Annotated in this window: 20 protein-coding genes; 13 read left to right on the top strand and 7 right to left on the bottom strand. The window is 66.7% G+C overall.

Annotated elements, in window-relative coordinates:
- Nucleotides 1-76 precede the first annotated feature (76 nt).
- On the top strand, nucleotides 77-1,318 hold the full coding sequence (locus G6N20_RS14595; protein ID WP_142271896.1) for a sensor histidine kinase: 1,242 nt from the start codon (nucleotides 77-79) through the stop codon (nucleotides 1,316-1,318).
- Nucleotides 1,319-1,526: 208 nt separating this feature from the next.
- Complete coding sequence (gene regX / locus G6N20_RS14590; protein ID WP_083046640.1) at nucleotides 1,527-2,210, top strand: two-component sensory transduction protein RegX; 684 nt, start codon at nucleotides 1,527-1,529, stop codon at nucleotides 2,208-2,210.
- A gap of 57 nt (nucleotides 2,211-2,267) precedes the next feature.
- Here the strand turns inward: regX and G6N20_RS14585 are convergent, their stop codons facing one another.
- The 3 genes from G6N20_RS14585 to G6N20_RS14575 are packed head-to-tail and all read right to left on the bottom strand — an operon-like array spanning nucleotide 2,268 to nucleotide 5,457.
- Complete coding sequence (locus G6N20_RS14585) at nucleotides 2,268-4,157, bottom strand: GMC family oxidoreductase (protein WP_083046641.1); 1,890 nt, start codon at nucleotides 4,155-4,157, stop codon at nucleotides 2,268-2,270.
- Nucleotides 4,154-4,495 (bottom strand): hypothetical protein, encoded by a 342-nt coding sequence (locus G6N20_RS14580; RefSeq protein WP_083046642.1) that lies wholly within the window; start codon nucleotides 4,493-4,495, stop codon nucleotides 4,154-4,156. Before G6N20_RS14580 ends, G6N20_RS14585 begins: the two co-directional genes overlap by 4 nt.
- Complete coding sequence (locus G6N20_RS14575; protein WP_083046694.1) at nucleotides 4,492-5,457, bottom strand: hypothetical protein; 966 nt, start codon at nucleotides 5,455-5,457, stop codon at nucleotides 4,492-4,494. Before G6N20_RS14575 ends, G6N20_RS14580 begins: the two co-directional genes overlap by 4 nt.
- Before the next feature lie 41 nt (nucleotides 5,458-5,498).
- Here G6N20_RS14575 and G6N20_RS14570 point away from each other — a divergent pair, with 41 nt between their 5' ends.
- The gene (locus G6N20_RS14570; protein ID WP_083046643.1) at nucleotides 5,499-6,260 is read left to right on the top strand and encodes a FadR/GntR family transcriptional regulator; all 762 of its coding nucleotides are present in this window, start codon (nucleotides 5,499-5,501) and stop codon (nucleotides 6,258-6,260) included.
- Here G6N20_RS14570 and G6N20_RS14565 read toward each other — a convergent pair.
- A complete protein-coding gene (locus tag G6N20_RS14565) occupies nucleotides 6,223-7,029 on the bottom strand; it encodes a hypothetical protein (RefSeq protein ID WP_083046644.1) in 807 nt (268 codons plus the stop codon). The two genes, G6N20_RS14570 and G6N20_RS14565, sit on opposite strands and share 38 nt — an antisense overlap.
- Nucleotides 7,030-7,192: 163 nt before the next feature.
- Here G6N20_RS14565 and G6N20_RS14560 point away from each other — a divergent pair, with 163 nt between their 5' ends.
- The 8 genes from G6N20_RS14560 to G6N20_RS14525 all read left to right on the top strand — a co-directional run bounded on the left by G6N20_RS14560 (nucleotide 7,193) and on the right by G6N20_RS14525 (nucleotide 13,981).
- Nucleotides 7,193-8,212 (top strand): Ppx/GppA family phosphatase, encoded by a 1,020-nt coding sequence (locus tag G6N20_RS14560; RefSeq protein ID WP_083046645.1) that lies wholly within the window; start codon nucleotides 7,193-7,195, stop codon nucleotides 8,210-8,212.
- Nucleotides 8,209-9,270 (top strand): hypothetical protein, encoded by a 1,062-nt coding sequence (locus G6N20_RS14555; RefSeq protein WP_083046646.1) that lies wholly within the window; start codon nucleotides 8,209-8,211, stop codon nucleotides 9,268-9,270. Before G6N20_RS14560 ends, G6N20_RS14555 begins: the two co-directional genes overlap by 4 nt.
- A 17-nt stretch (nucleotides 9,271-9,287) precedes the next feature.
- On the top strand, nucleotides 9,288-10,130 hold the full coding sequence (locus G6N20_RS14550) for a sugar phosphate isomerase/epimerase family protein (RefSeq protein WP_083046647.1): 843 nt from the start codon (nucleotides 9,288-9,290) through the stop codon (nucleotides 10,128-10,130).
- A 100-nt stretch (nucleotides 10,131-10,230) separates the two neighbouring features.
- Nucleotides 10,231-11,106, top strand: a complete 876-nt coding sequence (gene proC / locus G6N20_RS14545) for a pyrroline-5-carboxylate reductase (protein ID WP_179961475.1) — start codon at nucleotides 10,231-10,233, stop codon at nucleotides 11,104-11,106.
- A gap of 138 nt (nucleotides 11,107-11,244) precedes the next feature.
- Entirely contained in the window at nucleotides 11,245-11,499 is a 255-nt protein-coding gene (locus tag G6N20_RS14540) for a helix-turn-helix domain-containing protein (RefSeq protein WP_083046649.1), read from the top strand.
- 108 nt (nucleotides 11,500-11,607) lie between these two features.
- The gene (locus G6N20_RS14535) at nucleotides 11,608-11,709 is read left to right on the top strand and encodes a 30S ribosomal protein bS22 (protein WP_003402602.1); all 102 of its coding nucleotides are present in this window, start codon (nucleotides 11,608-11,610) and stop codon (nucleotides 11,707-11,709) included.
- Between the two features lie 81 nt (nucleotides 11,710-11,790).
- The gene (locus G6N20_RS14530; protein ID WP_083046650.1) at nucleotides 11,791-12,906 is read left to right on the top strand and encodes an SDR family oxidoreductase; all 1,116 of its coding nucleotides are present in this window, start codon (nucleotides 11,791-11,793) and stop codon (nucleotides 12,904-12,906) included.
- 7 nt (nucleotides 12,907-12,913) lie between these two features.
- Nucleotides 12,914-13,981 (top strand): lysophospholipid acyltransferase family protein, encoded by a 1,068-nt coding sequence (locus tag G6N20_RS14525; protein ID WP_083046651.1) that lies wholly within the window; start codon nucleotides 12,914-12,916, stop codon nucleotides 13,979-13,981.
- Between the two features lie 36 nt (nucleotides 13,982-14,017).
- Here G6N20_RS14525 and cmaA2 read toward each other — a convergent pair whose 3' ends face one another.
- The 3 genes from cmaA2 to G6N20_RS14510 form a co-directional block, all read right to left on the bottom strand.
- Nucleotides 14,018-14,923, bottom strand: coding sequence for a cyclopropane mycolic acid synthase CmaA2 (gene cmaA2 / locus G6N20_RS14520; RefSeq protein WP_083046652.1), 906 nt, complete (start codon nucleotides 14,921-14,923; stop codon nucleotides 14,018-14,020).
- Between the two features lie 23 nt (nucleotides 14,924-14,946).
- Nucleotides 14,947-15,447 (bottom strand): FAS1-like dehydratase domain-containing protein, encoded by a 501-nt coding sequence (locus G6N20_RS14515; RefSeq protein ID WP_083046653.1) that lies wholly within the window; start codon nucleotides 15,445-15,447, stop codon nucleotides 14,947-14,949.
- Nucleotides 15,448-15,612: 165 nt separating this feature from the next.
- Nucleotides 15,613-16,524: an HAD family hydrolase gene (locus tag G6N20_RS14510; RefSeq protein WP_083046654.1), complete on the bottom strand. Its 912-nt coding sequence runs from the start codon at nucleotides 16,522-16,524 to the stop codon at nucleotides 15,613-15,615.
- Between the two features lie 515 nt (nucleotides 16,525-17,039).
- On the opposite strand from G6N20_RS14510, the gene G6N20_RS14505 reads away from it, so the two are divergent.
- Nucleotides 17,040-17,483, top strand: a complete 444-nt coding sequence (locus G6N20_RS14505; RefSeq protein ID WP_142271899.1) for an MmpS family transport accessory protein — start codon at nucleotides 17,040-17,042, stop codon at nucleotides 17,481-17,483.
- Nucleotides 17,480-20,383 (top strand): MMPL/RND family transporter, encoded by a 2,904-nt coding sequence (locus G6N20_RS14500; protein WP_083046656.1) that lies wholly within the window; start codon nucleotides 17,480-17,482, stop codon nucleotides 20,381-20,383. Before G6N20_RS14505 ends, G6N20_RS14500 begins: the two co-directional genes overlap by 4 nt.
- Nucleotides 20,384-20,395: the final 12 nt, after the last annotated feature.

Raw genomic sequence — 20,395 nt, 5'->3', positions numbered from 1 at the left:
GCGCGGGATGTGACTTGTCCGGTTTTGGCCTCACTCCGCTAGGGCGAGCTTCACAACGATTTGTAGGATTTGCTATGTGACTGTGTTCTCGGCGCTGTTGCTGGCCGGGGTGTTGTCCGCGGTGGCGCTGGCCATGGGCGTGGCGGTGGGAACGCGGCTGTCGGGCCGGGTCGATCAGCGCCGCCAACGAGCGGCCAGCGAGTGGGCGGGGATCACCGTCGCGCAGATGCTGCAACGGATCGTCGAGCTGATGCCGCTGGGTGTTGCGGTGGTCGATACCCATCGCGATGTCGTCTATCTCAACGATCGGGCCAAGGAGCTGGGCCTGGTGCGCGGCCGGCAGCTCGACGACGAAGCCTGGCAGGCCGCACAGCAGGCCCTGGACGGGCGCGATGTCGAGTTCGACCTGTTGCCGCCCAAACGTTCGACCGGCCGACCCGGGCTGTCGGTGCATGGGCAGGCCCGGCTATTGAGCGAGGAAGACCGCCGGTTCGCCGTGGTGTTCGTGCACGACCAGTCGGACTATGCCCGCGTGGAAGCGACCAGGCGGGACTTCGTCGCCAACGTCAGCCACGAGCTCAAGACCCCGGTCGGCGCCATGGCGCTGCTTGCCGAGGCCCTGCTGGCTTCGGCGGACGACTCCGACACCGTTCGACGGTTCGCCGAGAAGGTGCTCGTCGAGGCCAACCGGCTGGGGGACATGGTTGCCGAACTGATCGAGCTGTCCCGGCTGCAGGGCGCCGAGCGCCTCCCCAACGTGACCGAAGTCGATGTCGATACCGTTGTCGCCGAGGCCATTTCGCGTCACAAGGTGGCCGCCGACAACGCCGATATCGAGGTGCGCACCGACGCCCCCAGCGGACTGCGGGTGCTGGGTGACCAAACCCTGCTGGTGACCGCGTTGGCCAACCTGGTCTCCAATGCGATCGCCTACTCACCCTCGGGTTCGCTAGTGTCGATCAGCCGCCGTCGGCGGGGCGACAACATTGAGATCGCCGTCACCGACCGGGGTATCGGGATCGCGCTGGAAGACCAGCAGCGGGTATTCGAGCGGTTTTTCCGCGGCGATAAGGCGCGCTCGCGGGCGACCGGCGGCAGCGGGCTGGGGCTGGCCATCGTCAAACACGTCGCGGCCAACCACAACGGCAGCATCGGTGTGTGGAGCAAGCCGGGCACGGGATCGACATTCACCTTGGCTATCCCGGCGTATGTCCCGGCCGGCTCGGGGCCGCAGGATCCCGACGAGCAACCCGAGCAACCGCGGGGCCTTGACCAGCGGCCCAATAGGTCCCAACGAGAGGAAGAGCTCAGTCTATGACCCGCGCCAACGACGATGCAGAGCGAAGCGATGAGAAGGAGTGGCGCCGATGACCCGCGCCAACGACGATGCAGAGCGAAGCGATGAGAAGGAGTGGCGCCGATGACCCGCGCCAACGACGATGCAGAGCGAAGCGATGAGAAGGAGTGGCGCCGATGACCCGCGCCAACGACGATGCAGAGCGAAGCGATGAGAAGGAGTGGCGCCGATGACCAACGTGTTGATCGTGGAGGACGAGGAGTCATTGGCCGATCCGCTGGCGTTTCTGCTGCGGAAAGAGGGGTTTGAGGCCACGGTGGTCACCGACGGTCCCTCGGCGCTTGCCGAGTTCGACCGGGCCGGCGCGGACATCGTGCTGCTCGATTTGATGCTGCCGGGGATGTCGGGAACCGACGTGTGCAAGCAGCTGCGTGCGCGGTCCAGCGTGCCGGTGATCATGGTGACCGCCCGGGACAGCGAGATCGACAAGGTGGTCGGCCTGGAGCTGGGCGCCGACGACTATGTGACCAAGCCCTATTCGTCGCGCGAGTTGATCGCCCGGATCCGGGCGGTGCTGCGCCGCGGCGGCGACGATGACTCCGATGTCAGCGACGGGGTGTTGGAATCCGGGCCGGTGCGAATGGATGTGGAACGACACATCGTCTCGGTGAACGGCGACACCATCACGCTGCCGCTCAAGGAATTCGACCTGCTGGAATACCTGATGCGCAACACCGGGCGAGTGTTGACCCGCGGGCAGCTGATCGATCGGGTCTGGGGCGCGGACTATGTCGGGGACACCAAGACGCTCGACGTCCACGTCAAGCGGCTGCGGTCCAAGATCGAGGCAGACCCGGCCAACCCGGTGCATCTGGTGACCGTGCGCGGGCTGGGTTACAAGCTGGAGGGCTGACGCGGCGCCGAGGCGCGCCGCGGTGGAGAAGCCGGCCAGCCGGGCTAACTGCGAACGCTAACGCCCGCGTTGACGTGCGCCGACGACCCCGTCGGCCACGGCCAGTGCCATCGCCATGATCGACAGCTGCGGGTTCACCTCCGGGCAGCTGGGCAGGATCGACGCGTCGGCGACCCAGACGCCGTCGACGCCGCGCAGCCTGCCGGTCTGATCGATCGGACAGCGCCGCTCGTCGGCGCCGGCGGCGGCGGTGCCCGTGGGATGGAAGGCGGCCAGGTGCAGGCTCCTTGGGTCGCTCCGGCGCAGCGCGTCCTGCAGGTCGGACAGTGACCTCACCGTCGTCACCCCGGGCAGACCGGTGAGCACCTCGACCGCTCCGGCGGCGAACAGCAGCCGGCCCATGGCCTGCAGCGCCACCCGCACCTTGCCGAGGTCCTCGGTGGTGATGTCGTAGCGCACCAGCGTCTGGCCGCGCACCGACCGCACCGAGCCGACGCCGTGGTCGGCGACCATCGCGCCCAGTGTCGCGACCCGAGGGGCCCGGTCGAGCCAGCCCAGCAGCTCGGACCCGTACCCGGGGAAGACCATCGACCCCATGCCCGGCGGCGTGGAGGTCGCCTCGATCAGCACGCCGTCGGACTCGTGCAGCTCGTGCACCGCGGCGCTTTGCAGCACGCCGCGCCATGCGAAGACGTCGTCATCGAACCGCCCGGCGAGCATGGTGGCCGGATGCAGCGCCAGGTTCCGGCCCAACCGGGGGTGCCCGCCAAGACCGCTGCGCCGCAACAGCCCCGGCGTCTCGGTCGCGCCGGCGGCGACCACGACGGTGTCGGCGAGCACGTCGAGTGCGGTGCCGTCGGGTCGGCGGGCCCGCACCCCCAGCGCGCGTCCATGCTCGTGCAGCACCCGTTGCACCCACGCTTGGGAGATGATCCGCGCGCCCGCCTCGCAGGCCTGGGGCAGGGCATTGAGGTGCACGCCGAACTTGGCGTTTTGCGGACAGCCGATCGCGCATTGGCAGCAGCCCTCGCAACCGGGCGCGTTGCGCGGAATGGGCGCCGCGCGCCAGCCCAGCGACGTGGCCGCGTCCAGCAGCAGGGTGCCGTTGCGACCCATGACCTCCAGCGGCACGGGGGCGACCCGCAGGGTGCGTTCCACCTCGTCGAGGTGGCCGGCCAGCCGGTCAGGGTCGGCGAGGGACAGACCGAACTCGTCGCGCCACCGTCGCTGCACGGCAACCGGAGGCCGGAAGCAGGTGCCGGAGTTGACGACGGTGGTGCCACCGACCGCCCGGCCCATCGGCAGCACCACCGCCGGACGGCCCAGCGCGACGGTGGCCCCGGCGCCGCGGTACAGGCCGGCGTAGCGATCGATCGGGTGGGCGGTGCGGAATTCCTCGACCGTCCAGCGCCGTCCCTCCTCGAGCACGACGACGCCCATGCCGGCCCGCGCCAGGGTGCGGGCCGCCATCGCGCCGCCCGCGCCCGAGCCGATGATCACCGCATCGGTACGCATCACCGAGCGGCTCTCGGTCGACGGTGTGACGGTCAATGCCGCATCGGGCCGGGCCGGGCCGTGCTCCTGGGCGCGGGACAGCAATTCCTGGGCATAGGTGTCGGCGCCAGTGGCCAGCAGCATGATCGCCTTCAGGCCTTCCACAGCGGCGCCGGCATCCGGGCTCAGCGCGGCGACCCGACGCAGCACCCGCTGACGTTGGCCAGGGTCCAGCCGCGGCAGCGACCGGCCGGTGGTGAGGTAGCTCGCCGCCGCCAGTGCCAGCAGCTCGGCATGCACCGCCAGCCGTGACGTGGCCGGCATCCGCGCCAGGTAGCGGTCGACGCGCTCGATGAACTGAGCCGGTGACGGGCCCCCGTGCTCCTCGGGCAGCAACGCGGTGCCGAACGACGCCAGCGAAAAGGCTCGTGCGCGTTCCGCCAGCCGACTCATGGGCGGGACGGGAGCAGCTGGCCAAGCCGCCGCCCGAGCTTGATGAAGAACGGGTAGGTGGCGAAGATGGCCGCGGCCGCCGCGTGCAGCGGCCACCCCGCCTTATCGGTGTCGACGTCGAAAACGCCGCTGTTCCACATGAAGTCGCGGCCGTTCTGCGAGCCGAACGGCCGCCACAGCAGCCCCAGTCCGGGCACGTTGTGGTACAGCCCGAACGATCCGGCGAAGAAGACGCCCAGGGTGGCGGCCTCGGCGACGTCGCGCCGGTCCTGGGGCACCCTGCGCTCGATGAGCACGCCGGCGATAACCAGCAGTGGCGGGTCGAGGGCGAAACTCATCGGGGCGTCCTTTCGTTGACCGCGGGTGCCTGGTCGCCGCGCAGCCCGACTTCGGCGTGCCCGCTGCCGAGCACCGACCAGCGCCGGTCGCCGAGTTCCACGTGGATGTCGGCTTGCTCGGTGTTGGTGCACACCGCCTGGCCGCCGTCGGGGTCGGTGTACTGCAGGCTCACGCACCGCTGCGGCGGCTGGTCGACGCGGATGAGCAGCTGGCGGCCGCCGATGCGGCCCTCCAGCTGCCAGTGCGGGAGGCCCAACGTCGTGCGTAACCGCAGTGACGGCAAAGGGCTTGCGGGCCAGTCTTTTCCGTCGAGACGCAAGCGAACGAACGCCATCGGCGCCAGCCTGCGCAGGCCCGGCTTGTGCGACACCGCGGTGACCGCCTCCACCACGGCGCCGTCACCGAGGTCGGCGTGGATCCACCCCCAGCGATTGGCGTTGCCGTGCCCATAGATGTGGGCGACGCCGCCGCGCCAGCCGTCGATGGCGTGGCTGGCGCCGTCGACGGTCAGCGCGCCCGTGAAGTCGGCGGTGGGGGCCAGCACCACCTGGGCGCCCGGCAGCAGTTCGCGCTCCCACGCCACCCGGGGAAACGTCCAGAGCGGCGGCCCGGCATCCCGCCAGGACAGCCGCCAGCCGAGGGATCGCGCGCGCCCGGTCAGTTCCGCGGGCGCGGCGCGCACCCCCGCGGCGTCGAACCAGGCGTCGCCGGTCGCGGGTCGGACTGGCTCGGGTCCGAACCGTTCGGTGCGCGGCGGGCCATCGGTCGACGGCGCCGGAAACCAGGTCACCCAGCCGTGCGCGTAGGGCGTGCCGCTGGCCGCCACCGGCGCGACCGTCTCGCAATGCACCCACAGACCGGCGTGTGTCAGCGGATCCGACAGGGTGGCATACCAGACTTCCAGGCGCCCGGCCGTGCCCCGCCAGCGTGGGGCTGCCGCCGATCGCAATTCGTCGTGCACCGCTTCACCTCCCGGGTGCATCCACTATATTGGTTGAGCCAATGAACCAGTCAAGTCCGCTACAGCCGCCGGAGCGCCAGCGGGTCGACGAACAGATCGCCGCGTCGATCGCCGACGCCATCCTTGACGGCGTGTTCCCGCCGGGCTCGACCCTGCCGCCCGAGCGGGATCTCGCGGAGCGGCTGGGCGTCAACCGCACGTCGCTGCGGCAGGGCCTGGCCCGGCTGCAGCAGATGGGCCTGATCGAGGTTCGGCACGGCAGCGGCAGCGTGGTGCGCGACCCCGAGGGTCTTACCCATCCCGCGGTGGTCGAGGCGCTGGTGCGCAGGCTGGGCCCGGACTTTCTGGCCGAGGTGCTCGAGATCCGGGCCGCGCTGGGCGCGTTGATCGGCCGGCTCGCGGCCGACCGCTGCACTCCCGAGGATGCCGAGGCGCTGCGCGGGGCGCTGGCGGCGGTGTGCCAGGCCGATACCGCCGCGGCCCGGCAGGCGGCCGACCTCGCCTTCTTTCACGTGCTCATCCACGTCACCCGCAATCGCGCGTTGGGGTTGCTGTATCGGTGGGTCGAGCACGCCTTCGGTGGCCGGGAGCACGAACTCACCGGGGCCTACGACAACCCCGAACCGGTGGTGGCTGCCTTGTGCGCGATCACCGCGGCGGTGACGGCCGGCGACGCGCCAGCGGCCGCTGCGGCAGTCGAGGCGTATTTGAACGACAGCGCGCTGCGGATGGTCGAGTCGTACAGCAGCCGGGTGCTCGACACTGCTACTTGGCCGCCCGCGTCGCGGGGTGCACCGCAATGAGTCCCAATCGGCTGCGGCGTTTGCAGATCGCCGCCAGTTCCGCATAGGCCTTTTCGCCGAGCAGCTCGGTGAGTTCCTCGGCGAGGCTCTCCCACACCTGTTTCTTGCCGACGTGGGCGGCCGGATCGCCGGTGCAGTACCAGTGCAGGTCGGCACCACCGGAGCCCCAGCTGCGGCGGTCGTACTCGGTGAGGGTGGTCTTGAGAATTTCCGTGCCGTCGGGCCGGCTCACCCACTCCTGGCTGCGCCGGATCGGCAGCTGCCAGCAAACATCGGGCTTCATCCTCAACGGTGGTAGGCCCAGCTTGATGGCTTTGCTGTGCAGCGCGCAGCCGGCGCCGCCGGCAAACCCGGGTCGGTTCAAAAAGATGCACGCGTCCTTGTACTTGCGGGTGCGGAGTTGCGGCTGGCCGTCATGCTCGTCGAGTTCCAGGTATCCCTTGCGGCCCAAGCCCTTGTTGCGATACTGCCAGTCGTCGTCGGTCAGCTTTTTCACCGCGTCGTCCAGCCGGGCGCGGTCGTCGTCGTCGGACAGGAAAGCACCGTGCGAGCAGCAGCCATCGTGCGGGCGGCCCGCCACCGTGCCCTGGCAGGCCGGCGTCCCGAAGACACACGTCCAGCGCGACAGCAGCCAGGTGAGGTCGGCCGCGATCAGGTGCTCGGGATTGTCGGGGTCATAGAATTCCACCCACTCACGGGCGAAGTCCAATTCGACCTCTTGTCCGGGCCGCGTGCGCGAGTTTGCCACGGGGGCAACGTTAGTCCACATTTGCCGTTGCGGGGCCGGTCGTTTCGCCAGCAAGCGGTGTCGGATTGCCGGGCTCCTCAGCAGGTCGCTGGGCGCCCGGCATCGTCGCCCGGCGGTGTCGGATTGCCGGGCTCCTCAGCAGGTCGCTGGGCGCCCGGCATCGTCGCCCGGCTAGGTTATTTTCGTGCGATTGGGCGTGCTGGACGTGGGCAGCAACACGGTCCATCTGCTGGTGGTCGATGCCCACCGTGGCGGCCATCCGACACCGATGAGCTCGACCAAGGCCACGCTGCGGCTGGCCGAGGCCACCGACAGCTCGGGCAAGATCACCAAGCGCGGCGCCGACAAGCTGATTTCCACCATCGACGAATTCGCCAAGATCGCGGTCAGCTCGGGCTGTGCCGAGTTGATGGCCTTCGCCACGTCCGCGGTTCGCGACGCCGAGAATTCCGAAGACGTGCTGGCCCGGGTGCGTAAAGAAACCGGTGTCGAGTTGCAGGCGCTGCGCGGGGAGGACGAGTCGCGGCTGACCTTCCTGGCCGTGCGACGGTGGTATGGCTGGAGCGCCGGGCGGATCATCAACCTCGACATCGGCGGCGGCTCGCTGGAAATATCCAGCGGGGTGGACGAGGAGCCCGAGGTCGCGTTGTCCCTGCCGCTGGGCGCCGGACGGTTGACCCGCGAATGGCTACCCGACGATCCGCCCGGACGGCGCCGGGTGGCGATGCTACGGGATTGGCTGGACGCCGAGCTGGCCGAGCCCTGTGTGGCCGTGCTGGAAGCCGGCAACCCCGACCTCGCGGTCGCGACCTCGAAGACGTTTCGCTCGCTGGCACGGCTCACTGGAGCCGCGCCGTCGGCGGCGGGACCACGGGTGAAGCGGACCTTAACGGCCAACGGTCTGCGGCAACTCATCGCATTTATCTCTAGGATGACGGCGGTTGACCGTGCCGAACTGGAAGGAGTCAGCGCCGAGCGCGCGCCGCAGATCGTGGCGGGCGCTCTGGTGGCGGAGGCAAGCATGCGCGCGCTGTCGCTTGAGGCGGTGGATATCTGCCCGTGGGCGCTACGGGAGGGTCTCATCTTGCGCAAACTCGACAGCGAAGCCGACGGAACCGCTCTCGTGGAGACGTCGGTGCGCGATGCTAGAGGCCAGGTAGTTGATCGGAACGCGGCTAACCGATCGAGAGGCAACAAACCATGACCGGACCACACTCCGAGACGGCCGACAATGGGGACGCCGGCACCCGGCAAATCTCGGTGGCCGAATTGCTCGCCAGGCACGGAGCCATCGACGCCCCGGCGGCGACCCGACGTCGGCGCCGCCGACGCGGCGACAGCGATGCGGTCACGGTCGCAGAGCTCACCGGCGAGATCCCGATCATTCGCGACCCATCGCGCCAGGATCGCCGGCAAGACCAGCGCAAGGACACCGCACATCCCGCGCCGCCCGCCTCCTCACAGCACGGCAACGGGCGGGTCCAGGTCACCGAGCGGGCCCCCCAACCGCCGGCTGAACCGGCCACAGCACCACCGGGCGCGCAAGCCGCCGCGGCCGTCGCCGACGTTCCCAGATACTGGTCCGAACCCGAGCCCCGCTGGCCTAAATCCGACCCCAGAACTCACCGGGTGTCGGGGCCCGAGCGCAGCGAATACCCGCGGCCCCGGCGGCACACCGATGAGGGCAATGCCGCCGCGTGGCCGTCCGGTGCCGAGCACATGAGTCCCGATCCGGTGGGGCACTACGGTGACGGCTCGGTCGATGTTTTGGACTCCGAGGTGCGCGAGGCGGAATCGGCGATCGAGGCTTCCACGTCGGCGGGCGGCTATCTGCAGGCTTCCGAAGAGCCCTCGGCGGGGACGCTGTTCGGCGGGCAGTCCCTCGCCGACGAGGTGGCCCGGCGCCGGGGTGCGGAGCAGGCGCCGGCGGTATCTCACGCGGATCACCGCGGCGTCGCAGGTGAGCGGGTTCGGGTGCCGGGTCGCTGGCGGGGGAAGCTGGTCGCGCTGGGGCGCGGCCTGCTGATCGTGCTGCAGTCGATCCTGGCCGTGGTGTTCGGTGCCGGTCTGTTCATCGCCTTCGACCAACTATGGCGGTGGAACAGCATCGTGGCGTTGGTGCTTGCGGTGTTGGTGATTCTTGGTCTGGTGGTCGGCGTGCGGGTGGTCCGCAAGACCGAGGACATCGCCAGTACGTTGATCGCGGTTGCGGCGGGGGCGCTGATCACCCTGGGACCGCTGGCCCTTTTGCAGTCGGGCTAGGCGCCACCACACAGACTGTGCGCCCAGCCATCAAAGTCGGTTTATCGACGGCCTCGGTGTACCCGTTACGGGCCGAGGCCGCGTTCGAATACGCGGCCAGGCTGGGCTACGACGGGGTCGAGCTGATGGTCTGGGGTGAGTCGGCCAGCCAGGACATCGACGCCGTCAGAAGGCTGTCGCGGCGTTACCGCGTGCCGGTGCTGTCGGTGCATGCCCCCTGCCTGCTGATCTCACAGCGTGTCTGGGGCTCCAATCCGATCGTCAAGTTGGACCGCAGCGTGCGGTTCGCTGAGCAGCTGGGCGCGCAGACCGTCGTGGTGCATCCCCCGTTTCGCTGGCAACGGCGCTATGCCGAGGGATTCAGCGACCAGGTTTGCGCCCTGGAAGCTTCCAGCGATGTGTTGGTGGCTGTGGAAAACATGTTTCCGTTCCGGGCGGATCGGTTCTTCGGGGCCGACCAGTCGCGGGAACGGATGCGCAAGCGTGGCGGTGGCCCAGGGCCGGCGATCTCGGCGTTTGCGCCGTCCTACGACCCGCTGGACGGCAACCACGCGCATTACACGCTGGACCTCTCGCACACCGCCACCGCGGGCACCGACGCGCTGGACATGGCGCGGCGAATGGGCTCGCGGTTGGTGCACCTGCACCTGTGCGACGGCAGCGGATTGCCCGCCGATGAGCACCTGGTGCCCGGCCGGGGCACGCAGCCCACCGCCGAGGTGTGTCACCTGCTGGCCGGTGGCGGCTTTACCGGGCACGTGGTGTTGGAGGTGTCGACCTCGGGCGCACGCTCGGCCAGCGAACGCGAATCCATGCTGGTCGAGTCGCTGCAGTTCGCCCGCACCCACCTGCTGCGGTGACGGACGCGTCGAGCCCGGCCGGGAGGGTCCAGCGGGCCGTTGTCGCTGGCGCCTTGCCCGGTAACACCGACCGGCCGCGCCGTCTGCGATGCTTTCCGGCATGGCAAGAATCGCGATCATCGGCGGCGGCAGCATCGGTGAGGCGTTGCTGTCGGGCCTGCTGCGGGCGGGGCGCCAGGTCAAGGACCTGGTGGTGGCCGAACGGATGCCGGAACGGGCCAAGTACATCGCGCAAACCTACTCGGTGCTGGTGACGTCGGTGCGCGACGCGGTGGAGAATGCGACGTTCGTGGTCGTCGCGGTCAAGCCCGCCGACATCGAGGCGGTGATGGGCGATCTGGCCAGTGCGGCCGCCGGAGCCGAGGAAGACGGTGCTGAGCAGGTGTTCGTCACCGTCGCGGCGGGTGTCACGATCGCGTACTTCGAATCCAAGCTGCCGGCTGGGACACCGGTGATCCGTGCGATGCCCAACGCGGCGGCGCTGGTGGGCGCCGGGGTTACCGCGCTGGCCAAGGGGCGTTTCGTTACCCCGCAGCAGCTTGCGGAGGTGTCCGCGCTGTTCGACGCGGTCGGCGTGGTGTTGACCGTCCCCGAGTCGCACATGGACGCGGTGACCGCCCTGTCCGGCTCGGGCCCGGCATACTTCTTCCTGCTGGTCGAGGCGCTGGTGGATGCTGGTGTCGCGGCGGGCTTGAGCCGTCGGGTGGCCACCGACCTGTCCGCGCAGACCATGGCCGGGGCGGCGGCGATGCTGCTGGAGCGGATGGATCAAGACCGGGCGGCGGCCGACGGCCGGCCGCGGGGGTTGCGGGTGGACAGCTCGGCGTCGCAACTACGGGCGTCGGTCACCTCACCCGGCGGAACCACCGCCGCTGCGCTGCGCGAACTCGAACGTGGGGGTTTTCGGGTGGCCGTCGACGCCGCCGTTCAGGCCGCCAAAACCCGTTCTGAGCAGCTCAGAATTACATCCGAATGATTCGGGGATTTTGAACTGATTGTCCCACACCAGTACCAATAACCCCACTAGTCCCGCTATTCTCCTGTGTGTAAGCACGTGTGGTGCCAGCGGAGGGGAAGCCGCTGGCATGCGCGTGCCTGACACGATTGGGTTGCGATGACGTCTACGAACGGGCCATCGGCACGGGATTCCGCTGTTAAGCCACGCGACAGCGGTGTGATCGAAGGCCAGCAGGCCGGCACACAATTTCTCACCGTGGCCGAGGTGGCGGCCCTGATGCGGGTCTCCAAGATGACGGTGTACCGGCTGGTGCACAACGGCGAGCTGCCCGCGGTTCGGGTCGGGCGGTCTTTCCGGGTGCATGCCAAGGCCGTCCACGACATGTTGCAGACCTCATACTTTGCCGGCTAAACCCGCCGCGGGTCGGCGCGGGCGCCCGGTTTGGTGTTCGCCAACCACGGCCGGGTAAGGTGACCGGGTCATTTGTCGAAGCCGGTCACGGGTCAGATAGCGGAGCTCATGGGTTCAGTAATCAAGAAGCGGCGCAAGCGCATGTCCAAGAAGAAGCACCGCAAGCTGCTGCGTCGCACCCGGGTGCAGCGCAGGAAACTCGGCAAGTAGGCCGCAAGGACACCCGCCCGCGCGCGCGTACCGTCACCGGCCCGTAACGCGCCCGATTCTCCTGGCCGCTAGGCTATCGGGGTGGATTTGTCGGTGGATGGTGCCGGACATGGCGGCGACAAGTTGCATTACCCCAAAGTCGTGTTGGTCACCGGTGCGTGCCGATTTCTGGGCGGCTACCTGACCGCTCGCCTGGCGCAGAACCCGCTGATCAATCGCGTCATCGCGGTGGACGCGATCGCGCCCAGCAAGGACATGCTTCGCCGCATGGGCCGTGCCGAGTTCGTGCGCGCTGATATTCGTAATCCATTTATCGCCAAGGTGATTCGAAACGGTGAAGTGGATACGGTGGTGCACGCCGCGGCGGCGTCGTTTGCGCCGCGGTCCGGCGGCGGCGCGGCCTTGAAGGAACTCAACGTGATGGGCGCGATGCAACTCTTCGCGGCCTGCCAGAAGGCACCCTCGGTGCGCCGCGTCGTGCTGAAGTCCACCTCCGAGGTGTACGGCTCGAGTCCGCACGATCCGGTGGTGTTCACCGAGGACAGCAGCAGCTATCGCCCCTTCCGCGAGGGTTTCGCTAAGGACAGCCTCGATATCGAGGGTTATGTGCGCGGACTTGGCCGGCGGCGGCCCGATATCGCGGTGACCATTCTGCGGCTGGCCAACATGATCGGCCCCGCGATGGACACCACGCTATCGCGGTATCTGGCTGGGCCTTTGGTGCCGACGATGTTTGGCCGCGACGCGCGGCTGCAGCTGCTGCACGAGCAGGATGCGTTGGGGGCGCTGGAACGCGCCGCCCTGGCCGGCAAGGCCGGCACGTTCAACATCGGTGCCAGCGGCATCATCATGCTCTCGCAAGCGATCCGGCGCGCCGGCCGGATCCCGGTTCCGGTACCCGGGTTCGGTGTCTGGGCGCTTGATTCGCTGAGGCGGGCTAATCGTTACCCCGAGATCAGTCGCGAGCAGTTCAATTACCTCAGTTACGGCCGGGTGATGGACACCACCCGGATGCGCACCGAACTCGGCTATCACCCGAAGTGGACGACGGCCGAGGCGTTCGATGACTACGTTCGGGGCCGAGGCTTGACTCCCATTATCGACCCGCATCGGGTACGCTCCTGGGAGGGTCGGGCCGTAGCGCTAGCACAGCGCTGGGGCAGCCGAAATCCAATCCTATGGGGTGGGGTCAGGTAGATATATCGTGGCGGGTGAAACCAGAGCGAATGTCATTCCACTGCACACCAATCGGGGTCGGGTAGCGGCACGCAGACGTGCCGGACAACGGGCTGACGCATCCCGGCAGCATCCCTCGTTGCTCTCCGATCCGACTGGCCGGGCGTCGGCGGAAGAGATCGCCGCGGTCGTCCGGGAAATCGATGACCACCGGCGCGCGGCCGCCGAGACGTCGTCAGCCGAAGCGCCGCTGAACGATCTCGCGCAGCGGGTGGCCGCGGTCGCCGGATTTCTGCGGCAACGGCTGACCGGCGATTACAGCGTCGACGAGTTCGGGTTCGATCCACACTTCAACAACGCGATCGTTCGGCCTTTGCTGAGGTTCTTCTTCAGGTCGTGGTTCCGGGTCGAGGTCAGCGGTATCGAAAACCTTCCCAGCGATGGTGCCGCGCTGGTGGTGGCCAACCACGCCGGGGTGTTGCCGTTCGACGGGTTGATGCTGTCGGTGGCGGTGCACGACGAGCATCCGGCGCAACGGGATCTGCGGCTGTTGGCCGCCGACATGGTGTTCGACCTGCCCGTGCTCGGCGAAACCGCCCGCAAGGCAGGCCACACAATGGCCTGCACCGCGGACGCGCACCGGCTGCTCGCGGCGGGCGAGCTCACCGCCGTGTTCCCGGAGGGTTACAAGGGCCTGGGCAAGCGCTTCGGGGACCGTTATCGGTTGCAAAGGTTCGGTCGCGGCGGCTTCGTGTCGGCGGCGCTGCGCACCAAGGCGCCGATTGTGCCGTGCTCCATCATCGGCTCCGAGGAGATTTATCCAATGCTGGCCGATGTCAAGCTGCTGGCGCGGCTGTTCGGCCTGCCCTACTTCCCGGTCACGCCGCTGTTCCCGTTGGCCGGTCCCGCCGGCCTGGTGCCGCTGCCGTCGAAATGGCGGATGGCGTTCGGTGAGCCGATCCACACCGCCGACTACGCGACCGGAGACGCCGAAGACCCGATGGTCACCTTCGAGTTGACCGATCAGGTGCGCGAAACGATCCAGCAGACGCTGTATCGGCTGTTGGCGGGACGGCGCAACATCTTCTTCGGCTGAGCTGTTCGCGCGGCCCGCTCAGGGCTGTTTACGGGGCTATTTGACCAGGGTGAACTGGCAGACGTCGGTGTAGTGGTCGCGGAACAGGTTCGAGCAGCCGGTCAGGTAGTGCATGTAGGTGTCGTAGACTTTCTGGCCCTGCAGCTCGATTGCTTTGTCCTTGTTGGCTTCCAGCGCCGCGGCCCAGGCGTTCAACGTCGGGACATAGTGCGAACCGATCCGGTGGTAGCGCTCGATCGTGAAACCGGCCCGCGACGAGTATTGCTCGACCTGCGGGATCCGCGGCAACCGGCCGCCGGGGAAGATCTCGGTCAAGATGAACTTGATGAACCGCAAGAGGCTCATCGGCGAGGTCAGGCCAAGCTCCTTGGCCTCCTCGGGGGTCGGGATGATGATCGTGTGCAGCAGCATCCTGCCGTCGTCCGGCAGCACGTTGTAGCACATCTTGAAGAAGGCGTCGTAGCGTTCGAATCCGGCGTCGCCGGCACCGTCGGCGAAGTGCTCAAACGCGCCGAGCGAGACGATGCGGTCCACCGGCTCGTCGAACTGCTCCCAACCCTGCAGGCGCACCTCCTTGCGACGAGGGCTGTCCATCTCGGCGAACTTCTGTTTGTCGTGGGCCAGCTGATTCTCGCTCAGCGTCAACCCGATCACGTTGACGTCGTACTCCTGCACCGCGTGCCGCATGGTCGAGCCCCAGCCGCAACCGATGTCGAGCAACGTCATGCCGGGCTCGAGGTTGAGCTTGTCGAGTGCGAGTTTGCGCTTTGCGTACTGGGCCTCTTCCAGCGTCATGTCGGGACGCTCGAAGTACGCGCAGCTGTAGGTCATCGACGGGTCGAGCCAGAGCTTGAAAAATTCATTGGACCGGTCGTAATGCGACTGGACCGCCGCGATCGGCGGCTTCAGCTGGGTCCCGCCCTTGTCACCCTGTGATGTCATTGAACGGACGCTACCGAATCGGATCAGATCGATGCAATCGCGGCCACCGTCTCCCCAGCGTCCGCATCCTGGTGGGCCGCCTCACCCAACATGGTGACCACGCTGGTCACCACCGGCTTGCCTTCGACGTCTGTGACTTCGCTGCGGATTTCGGCGATCACCGTGCCGTGGGACTCGATGACGGAGTCGAGATAGGTGTCAAAAAACAACTTGTCGTTGGCAAGAATCGGACGGTAGAACCGAAACTTCTGGTCACGATGGAACACCCGGGCGATGTTGATCGGGATGTTGAACTTGGTGAAGATCTCCAACTGGATGCGCCGCCCGGCGATCGCCAAGAACGTCAGCGGGGCCGGCAGCGCGGGATAACCGGCTTCGGCGGCAGCAGCTTCGTCGCGATGGATGGGATGGTCATCTTTGACCGCCGCCGCGAACTCACGAATCTTCTCGCGCCCGACATGAAAGTAGTCCGGTTGTCGGTAGTGCTTACCGATGATTTCTTGGGCTTCTTCGGGAACTGTCATGCCGCTGCCGCTTTCCGCTCGAAAGGCTGTTCAGCGGCGCAGCTTATCAGCGTGATTGCCGACGCGACACGGGGTTCGATGCGGTCGGTGCGCCGACGCTCGCGCGTTAGCCGCGCTCGTGGCGACGCGACACGGGTTCGATGCGGTCGGTGCGCCGCTCGCGCGTTATCCGCGCTCGTGGCGACGCGACACGGCTGCCGCCAACGCGCCCCCGGCGGCGCCCAGCGCCAGCGCCGACGGCACCCCGATGCGAGCTGCTTTGCGCGCGGTCCGGAAGTCGCGGATCTCCCATCCCCGTTCGCGGGCCAGGCTGCGTAGCCGGGCGTCGGGGTTGATGGCCACCGCGGTTCCCACCAGCGACAGCATGGGCACATCGTTATAGCTGTCGGAGTACGCGGTGCAGCGTTTGAGGTTGAGCCCCTCCCGAATGGCCAGCGAGCGCACCGCATGAGCCTTGCCGGCGCCGTGCAGGATCTCGCCGACCAGCCTGCCGGTGAACACCCCGTCGACCGACTCGGCGACGGTGCCCAGGGCGCCGGTCAGGCCGAGCCGGCGGGCAATCGTGGCCGCCAGCTCGTAGGGCGTGGCGGTGATCAGCCACACCTGCTGGCCGGCGTCGAGGTGCATCTGGGTGAGCTCACGGGTTCCGGGCCAGATCTTGTCGGCGATGATCTCGTCGTAGATCTCCTCGCCGAGGGCAACCAGCTCCTCGACCGATCGGCCCTCGATGAACGCCAGCGCTTTGCGTCGGCCGGCGGCAACGTCGTCGCTGTTTTCCCTGCCCAGCAGCTGGAACTTGGCCTGGGCGTAGATGAAGCCCAGCACGTCGCGGTAGGTGAAGTAGTGGCGAGTGGCCAGCCCGCGGCCGAAGTGCACCGCCGACGAGCCCTGCACCAGCGTGTTGTCCACGTCGAAGAATGCGGCGGCGGTCAGGTCGACCGGTGGCGGTGGACGACCGTCGGAGGGAACGGGGGCCCCCAGGTCGTCCAGCGCGCGGGTGGCGCTGACATTGTCGGCCAGCGACTCCAGGTCCACCCGACCGATGTGGTCCGCGCCGCCCTGGGCAGAGGATGCCATCACAACCTCCTAAGTCCTGCTAGGTCGCGGTGCCGCCCGGTGGCCGGTTCTGTTGTCCTCATCAACCCTATCCGGCAAATGTGTCGGCGAGGTTTGCCCGGGGTGATCTCGGCTCGCGGTCGCGGTCTGCGCCGTACGACCGCCGCGGCGCCGGTCGGCGCCGCGCGTCAGCCGCGCCGAAATCATCGCGAGTTCCAGTCGCGATCGAAATCTTCGCGACCGCAACAATGTCGGACAAGGATGCTTGCTACGACGCCATCGATCGGGTCGAGGGCCGGCCCGGAAAAACGGTGCGGCACGCGTAGCAGGTAACAAATTTTCCGGGTTACTTCAGCCCATCAGCAACAGCGTCTACGCTAACTAGCGCAACGGGATTAACGGTGGAGATTTCAGGAGGTATAGGTCCGCACGGTCAGCGCTCGCAAGCCGAACCTTTCCATTTGACCGAGCCCTGGCCGGAGCGCTCGATCGAGCAGCGAGCAGGCAGTTTTGTGACCCGGTGACAGCACACGAGGGTGAGGATGATTCCGGTTACCAGCGTCGTGAAACGAATGTGGCTGCTATTGGCCGTTGTGGGCGTGGCCGTTGTCGCGGGGATGGGTATCTATCGGCTGCACCGCATTTTCGGTGTTCACGAGCGCCCCGCCGTCATGCCCACGGCCGACGTCGATGTCCCGCAGTTCAACCCCAAGCACGTGACTTATGAGGTTTTTGGCCCCGCCGCGACCGCAAAGATCGCCTACCTGGACCCCGATGCCAGGGTGCAACGACTCGACAACACGCCCCTGCCGTGGTCGCAAACCGTCACGACGACGCTGCCCGCGGTCAGCGTCAACCTTTTGGCGCAAAGTAGCAGCGACGTAATCGGCTGTCGGATCATCGTGAACGGCACGGTTAAAGACGAAAGGTCTGAGACCGGACCGCGCGCCTTAACCTTCTGCCAGGTGACATCCGCATGAGCGAAAAACACGCCACGGCCTCACAGCATCCTTTTCTGCCGCGGACGATCCAACGATTTGCGGTGCTTATCGTCCTGTTTTGGCTGGGGCTCACCGCCATCGTCAACATCGCCGTGCCACAGTTAGAAGTGGTCGCCAAAGCGCATTCGGTATCGATGAGCCCAAGCGACGCCGCGTCGATTCAGGCCGTGCGGCGCGTTGGTCAGGTGTTCGATGAGTTTGATTCCGATAACGCGGTGACGATTGTGCTGGAAGGCGACCAGCCGCTCGGTGACGACGCGCACCGATTCTATAGCGAGCTGCTGCATAAGCTGTCGGCCGATACCCGTCACGTCGCCCATATCCAGGACTTTTGGGGCGATCCGTTGACGGCGGCGGGATCGCAAAGCGCGGATGACAAGGCCGCCTATGTCGTGGTGTACCTCGTCGGCAACAATGAGACCGAGGCATACGGCTCGGTCCACGCGGTGCGGCATATCGTGGACACCACACCGCCACCGCGCGGGGTGAAGGCCTATGTCACCGGTCCGTCGGCGCTCAACGCCGACCAAGCCGAGGCCGGCGACAAAAGTATCGCAAAGGTCACCGCAATCACGACGTTGGTGATCGCGATGATGTTGCTCTTCATCTACCGCTCCCTAGTTACCGCGGTTCTCGTCCTCGTCATGGTCGGAATTGAGCTGGGCGCAATCCGCGGAACCATCGCATTTTTGGCTGACCACAATATTTTCAGTCTGTCCACGTTCGCGACCAACCTGTTGGTGCTGATGGCCATCGCGGCCAGCACCGACTACGCGATATTCATGCTCGGCCGTTACCACGAGGCACGCTATGCCGGCGAGGATCGGGAAACCGCCTTCTATACGATGTTTCACGGGACCGCCCACGTGATCTTGGGCTCCGGCTTAACCATTGCCGGTGCCATGTATTGCCTCAGCTTCGCCAGGCTTCCGTATTTTCAAACACTCGGCGCGCCCACCGCGATTTCCATGCTGGTCGCGGTCCTCGCCGCGCTCACCCTCGGCCCGGCCGTGCTGACCGTTGGCAGTTTCTTCAAGCTCTTCGACCCCAAGCGAAGGATCAACACCCGGCGGTGGCGCCGGGTGGGAACCGCGATCGTGCGTTGGCCCGGGCCGGTTCTCGCGGCGACCTGCCTGGTCGCCTCCATTGGGCTGCTGGCCTTGCCCAGTTACAAGACGACATACGATCTGCGCCAATTCATGCCGGCCAGCATGCCGTCCAATGTCGGCGATGCGGCGGCCGGCCGACACTTTTCGCGGGCCCGGTTGAACCCCGAGGTGCTGTTGATCGAGACCGATCACGATATGCGCAATCCCGTGGACATGCTGGTGTTGGACAAGGTGGCCAAGAATATCTATCACAGCCCCGGCATCGAACAGGTGAAAGCGATAACGCGGCCCTTGGGATCGGCCATCAAGCATACGTCGATACCGTTCATCATCAGCATGCAGGGCGTGTCGAACATCGAAAACATGCAATTCATGAAGGACCGCATAGACGACATACTGGTGCAGGTGGACGCGATGAACGTATCCATCGCAACGATGCATACCATGTACGACCTGATGGGCAAAGTTATTGACAATACTGTCGACATGGATCACCTCACGCATGACATGTCGAATATTACGAACACTTTAAGAGATCGGCTCGCGGATTTTGAGGATTTCTTCCGGCCGCTCCGCAGCTATTTCTACTGGGAGAGGCATTGCTTCGATATTCCTCTGTGCTGGTCTATACGATCAATATTCGATATGTTTGACAGCGTGGACCAGCTGAGCGAAAAGCTCGAGTATCTGGTCAAAGATATGGACATCCTCATAATGCTCTTGCCGCAGATGCGCGCGCAGATTCCGCCGATGATATCGACGATAACCATCATGCGAGACATGGCGCTGATCTGGCACGGCACGCTGCAGTCGTTCTATAAGCAATCGGAGATCAGCGGCAAGGACCCCGGCGCCATGGGCCGGGTCTTCGACGCCGCCCAGATTGACGATTCGTTCTATCTGCCGCAGTCGGCCTTTGAGAATCCGGATTTCAAGCGGGGCCTGAAGATGTTCTTGTCCCCGGACGGCAAGGCGGCCCGCTTCATCATCGCCCTGGAGGGAGACCCCGCGACACCCCAGGGCATCTCGCGGGTCGAGCCGATCAAGCGGGAGGCGCGGGAGGCCATCAAGGGGACTCCGTTGCAGGGTGCCGCGATCTATCTGGGTGGCACCGCCGCAACGTTTAAGGACATTCACGAGGGCGCCACATACGATCTGCTGATCGCCGGAGTGGCCGCGATCAGTCTCATCTTGATCATCATGATGGTCATCACCCGAAGCGTGGTGGCCGCTGCGGTCATCGTGGGCACCGTGCTGCTTTCTATGGGTTCCTCGTTCGGCCTGTCCGTGCTGGTCTGGCAGGACATTCTCGGCATCGAGTTGTACTGGATGGTGTTGGCGATGTCGGTGATCTTGCTGTTGGCCGTGGGATCGGACTACAACCTGTTGCTGATATCCCGGCTCAAAGAGGAAATCGGCGCCGGTTTGAACACCGGAATTATCCGGGCGATGGCCGGCACGGGCGGAGTGGTTACGGCTGCCGGCATGGTGTTCGCCGTTACCATGTCCCTGTTCGTGTTCAGCGATCTGCGCATCATCGGTCAGATCGGCACCACCATCGGCTTGGGCTTGCTGTTCGACACGCTGATCGTGCGCTCGTTTATGACGCCGTCCATCGCCGCGTTGCTCGGACGCTGGTTCTGGTGGCCGCAACGGGTGCGCCCGCGCCCGGCGAGCCAGATGCTGCGGCCGTTCGGGCCCCGCCGGCTGGTCCGTGCGCTGTTGTTGACGCCGCCCGACAGTAAGTCGCCGGCGCTGGATCGCCGGTAAACCGCGATGCCA

The sequence above is a fragment of the Mycobacterium shinjukuense genome (genome assembly GCF_010730055.1).
In the GTDB taxonomy this organism is placed as follows: domain Bacteria; phylum Actinomycetota; class Actinomycetes; order Mycobacteriales; family Mycobacteriaceae; genus Mycobacterium; species Mycobacterium shinjukuense.
Note: the sequence above shows the minus strand (reverse complement) of the source record. Positions and strands in the feature narration are given on the sequence as shown.

What these genes read in the sequence shown, in the direction of transcription:
- G6N20_RS14540 (WP_083046649.1), top strand. Translation starts at nt 11,245, where the DNA reads ATGACGTCTACGAACGGGCCATCGGCACGGGATTCCGCTGTTAAGCCA.
- cmaA2 (WP_083046652.1), bottom strand. Translation starts at nt 14,923, where the DNA reads ATGACATCACAGGGTGACAAGGGCGGGACCCAGCTGAAGCCGCCGATC.
- G6N20_RS14570 (WP_083046643.1), top strand. Translation starts at nt 5,499, where the DNA reads ATGAACCAGTCAAGTCCGCTACAGCCGCCGGAGCGCCAGCGGGTCGAC.
- G6N20_RS14515 (WP_083046653.1), bottom strand. Translation starts at nt 15,447, where the DNA reads ATGACAGTTCCCGAAGAAGCCCAAGAAATCATCGGTAAGCACTACCGA.
- proC (WP_179961475.1), top strand. Translation starts at nt 10,231, where the DNA reads ATGGCAAGAATCGCGATCATCGGCGGCGGCAGCATCGGTGAGGCGTTG.
- G6N20_RS14585 (WP_083046641.1), bottom strand. Translation starts at nt 4,157, where the DNA reads ATGAGTCGGCTGGCGGAACGCGCACGAGCCTTTTCGCTGGCGTCGTTC.
- G6N20_RS14535 (WP_003402602.1), top strand. Translation starts at nt 11,608, where the DNA reads ATGGGTTCAGTAATCAAGAAGCGGCGCAAGCGCATGTCCAAGAAGAAG.
- G6N20_RS14510 (WP_083046654.1), bottom strand. Translation starts at nt 16,524, where the DNA reads ATGGCATCCTCTGCCCAGGGCGGCGCGGACCACATCGGTCGGGTGGAC.
- G6N20_RS14565 (WP_083046644.1), bottom strand. Translation starts at nt 7,029, where the DNA reads ATGTGGACTAACGTTGCCCCCGTGGCAAACTCGCGCACGCGGCCCGGA.
- G6N20_RS14555 (WP_083046646.1), top strand. Translation starts at nt 8,209, where the DNA reads ATGACCGGACCACACTCCGAGACGGCCGACAATGGGGACGCCGGCACC.
- G6N20_RS14580 (WP_083046642.1), bottom strand. Translation starts at nt 4,495, where the DNA reads ATGAGTTTCGCCCTCGACCCGCCACTGCTGGTTATCGCCGGCGTGCTC.
- G6N20_RS14500 (WP_083046656.1), top strand. Translation starts at nt 17,480, where the DNA reads ATGAGCGAAAAACACGCCACGGCCTCACAGCATCCTTTTCTGCCGCGG.
- regX (WP_083046640.1), top strand. Translation starts at nt 1,527, where the DNA reads ATGACCAACGTGTTGATCGTGGAGGACGAGGAGTCATTGGCCGATCCG.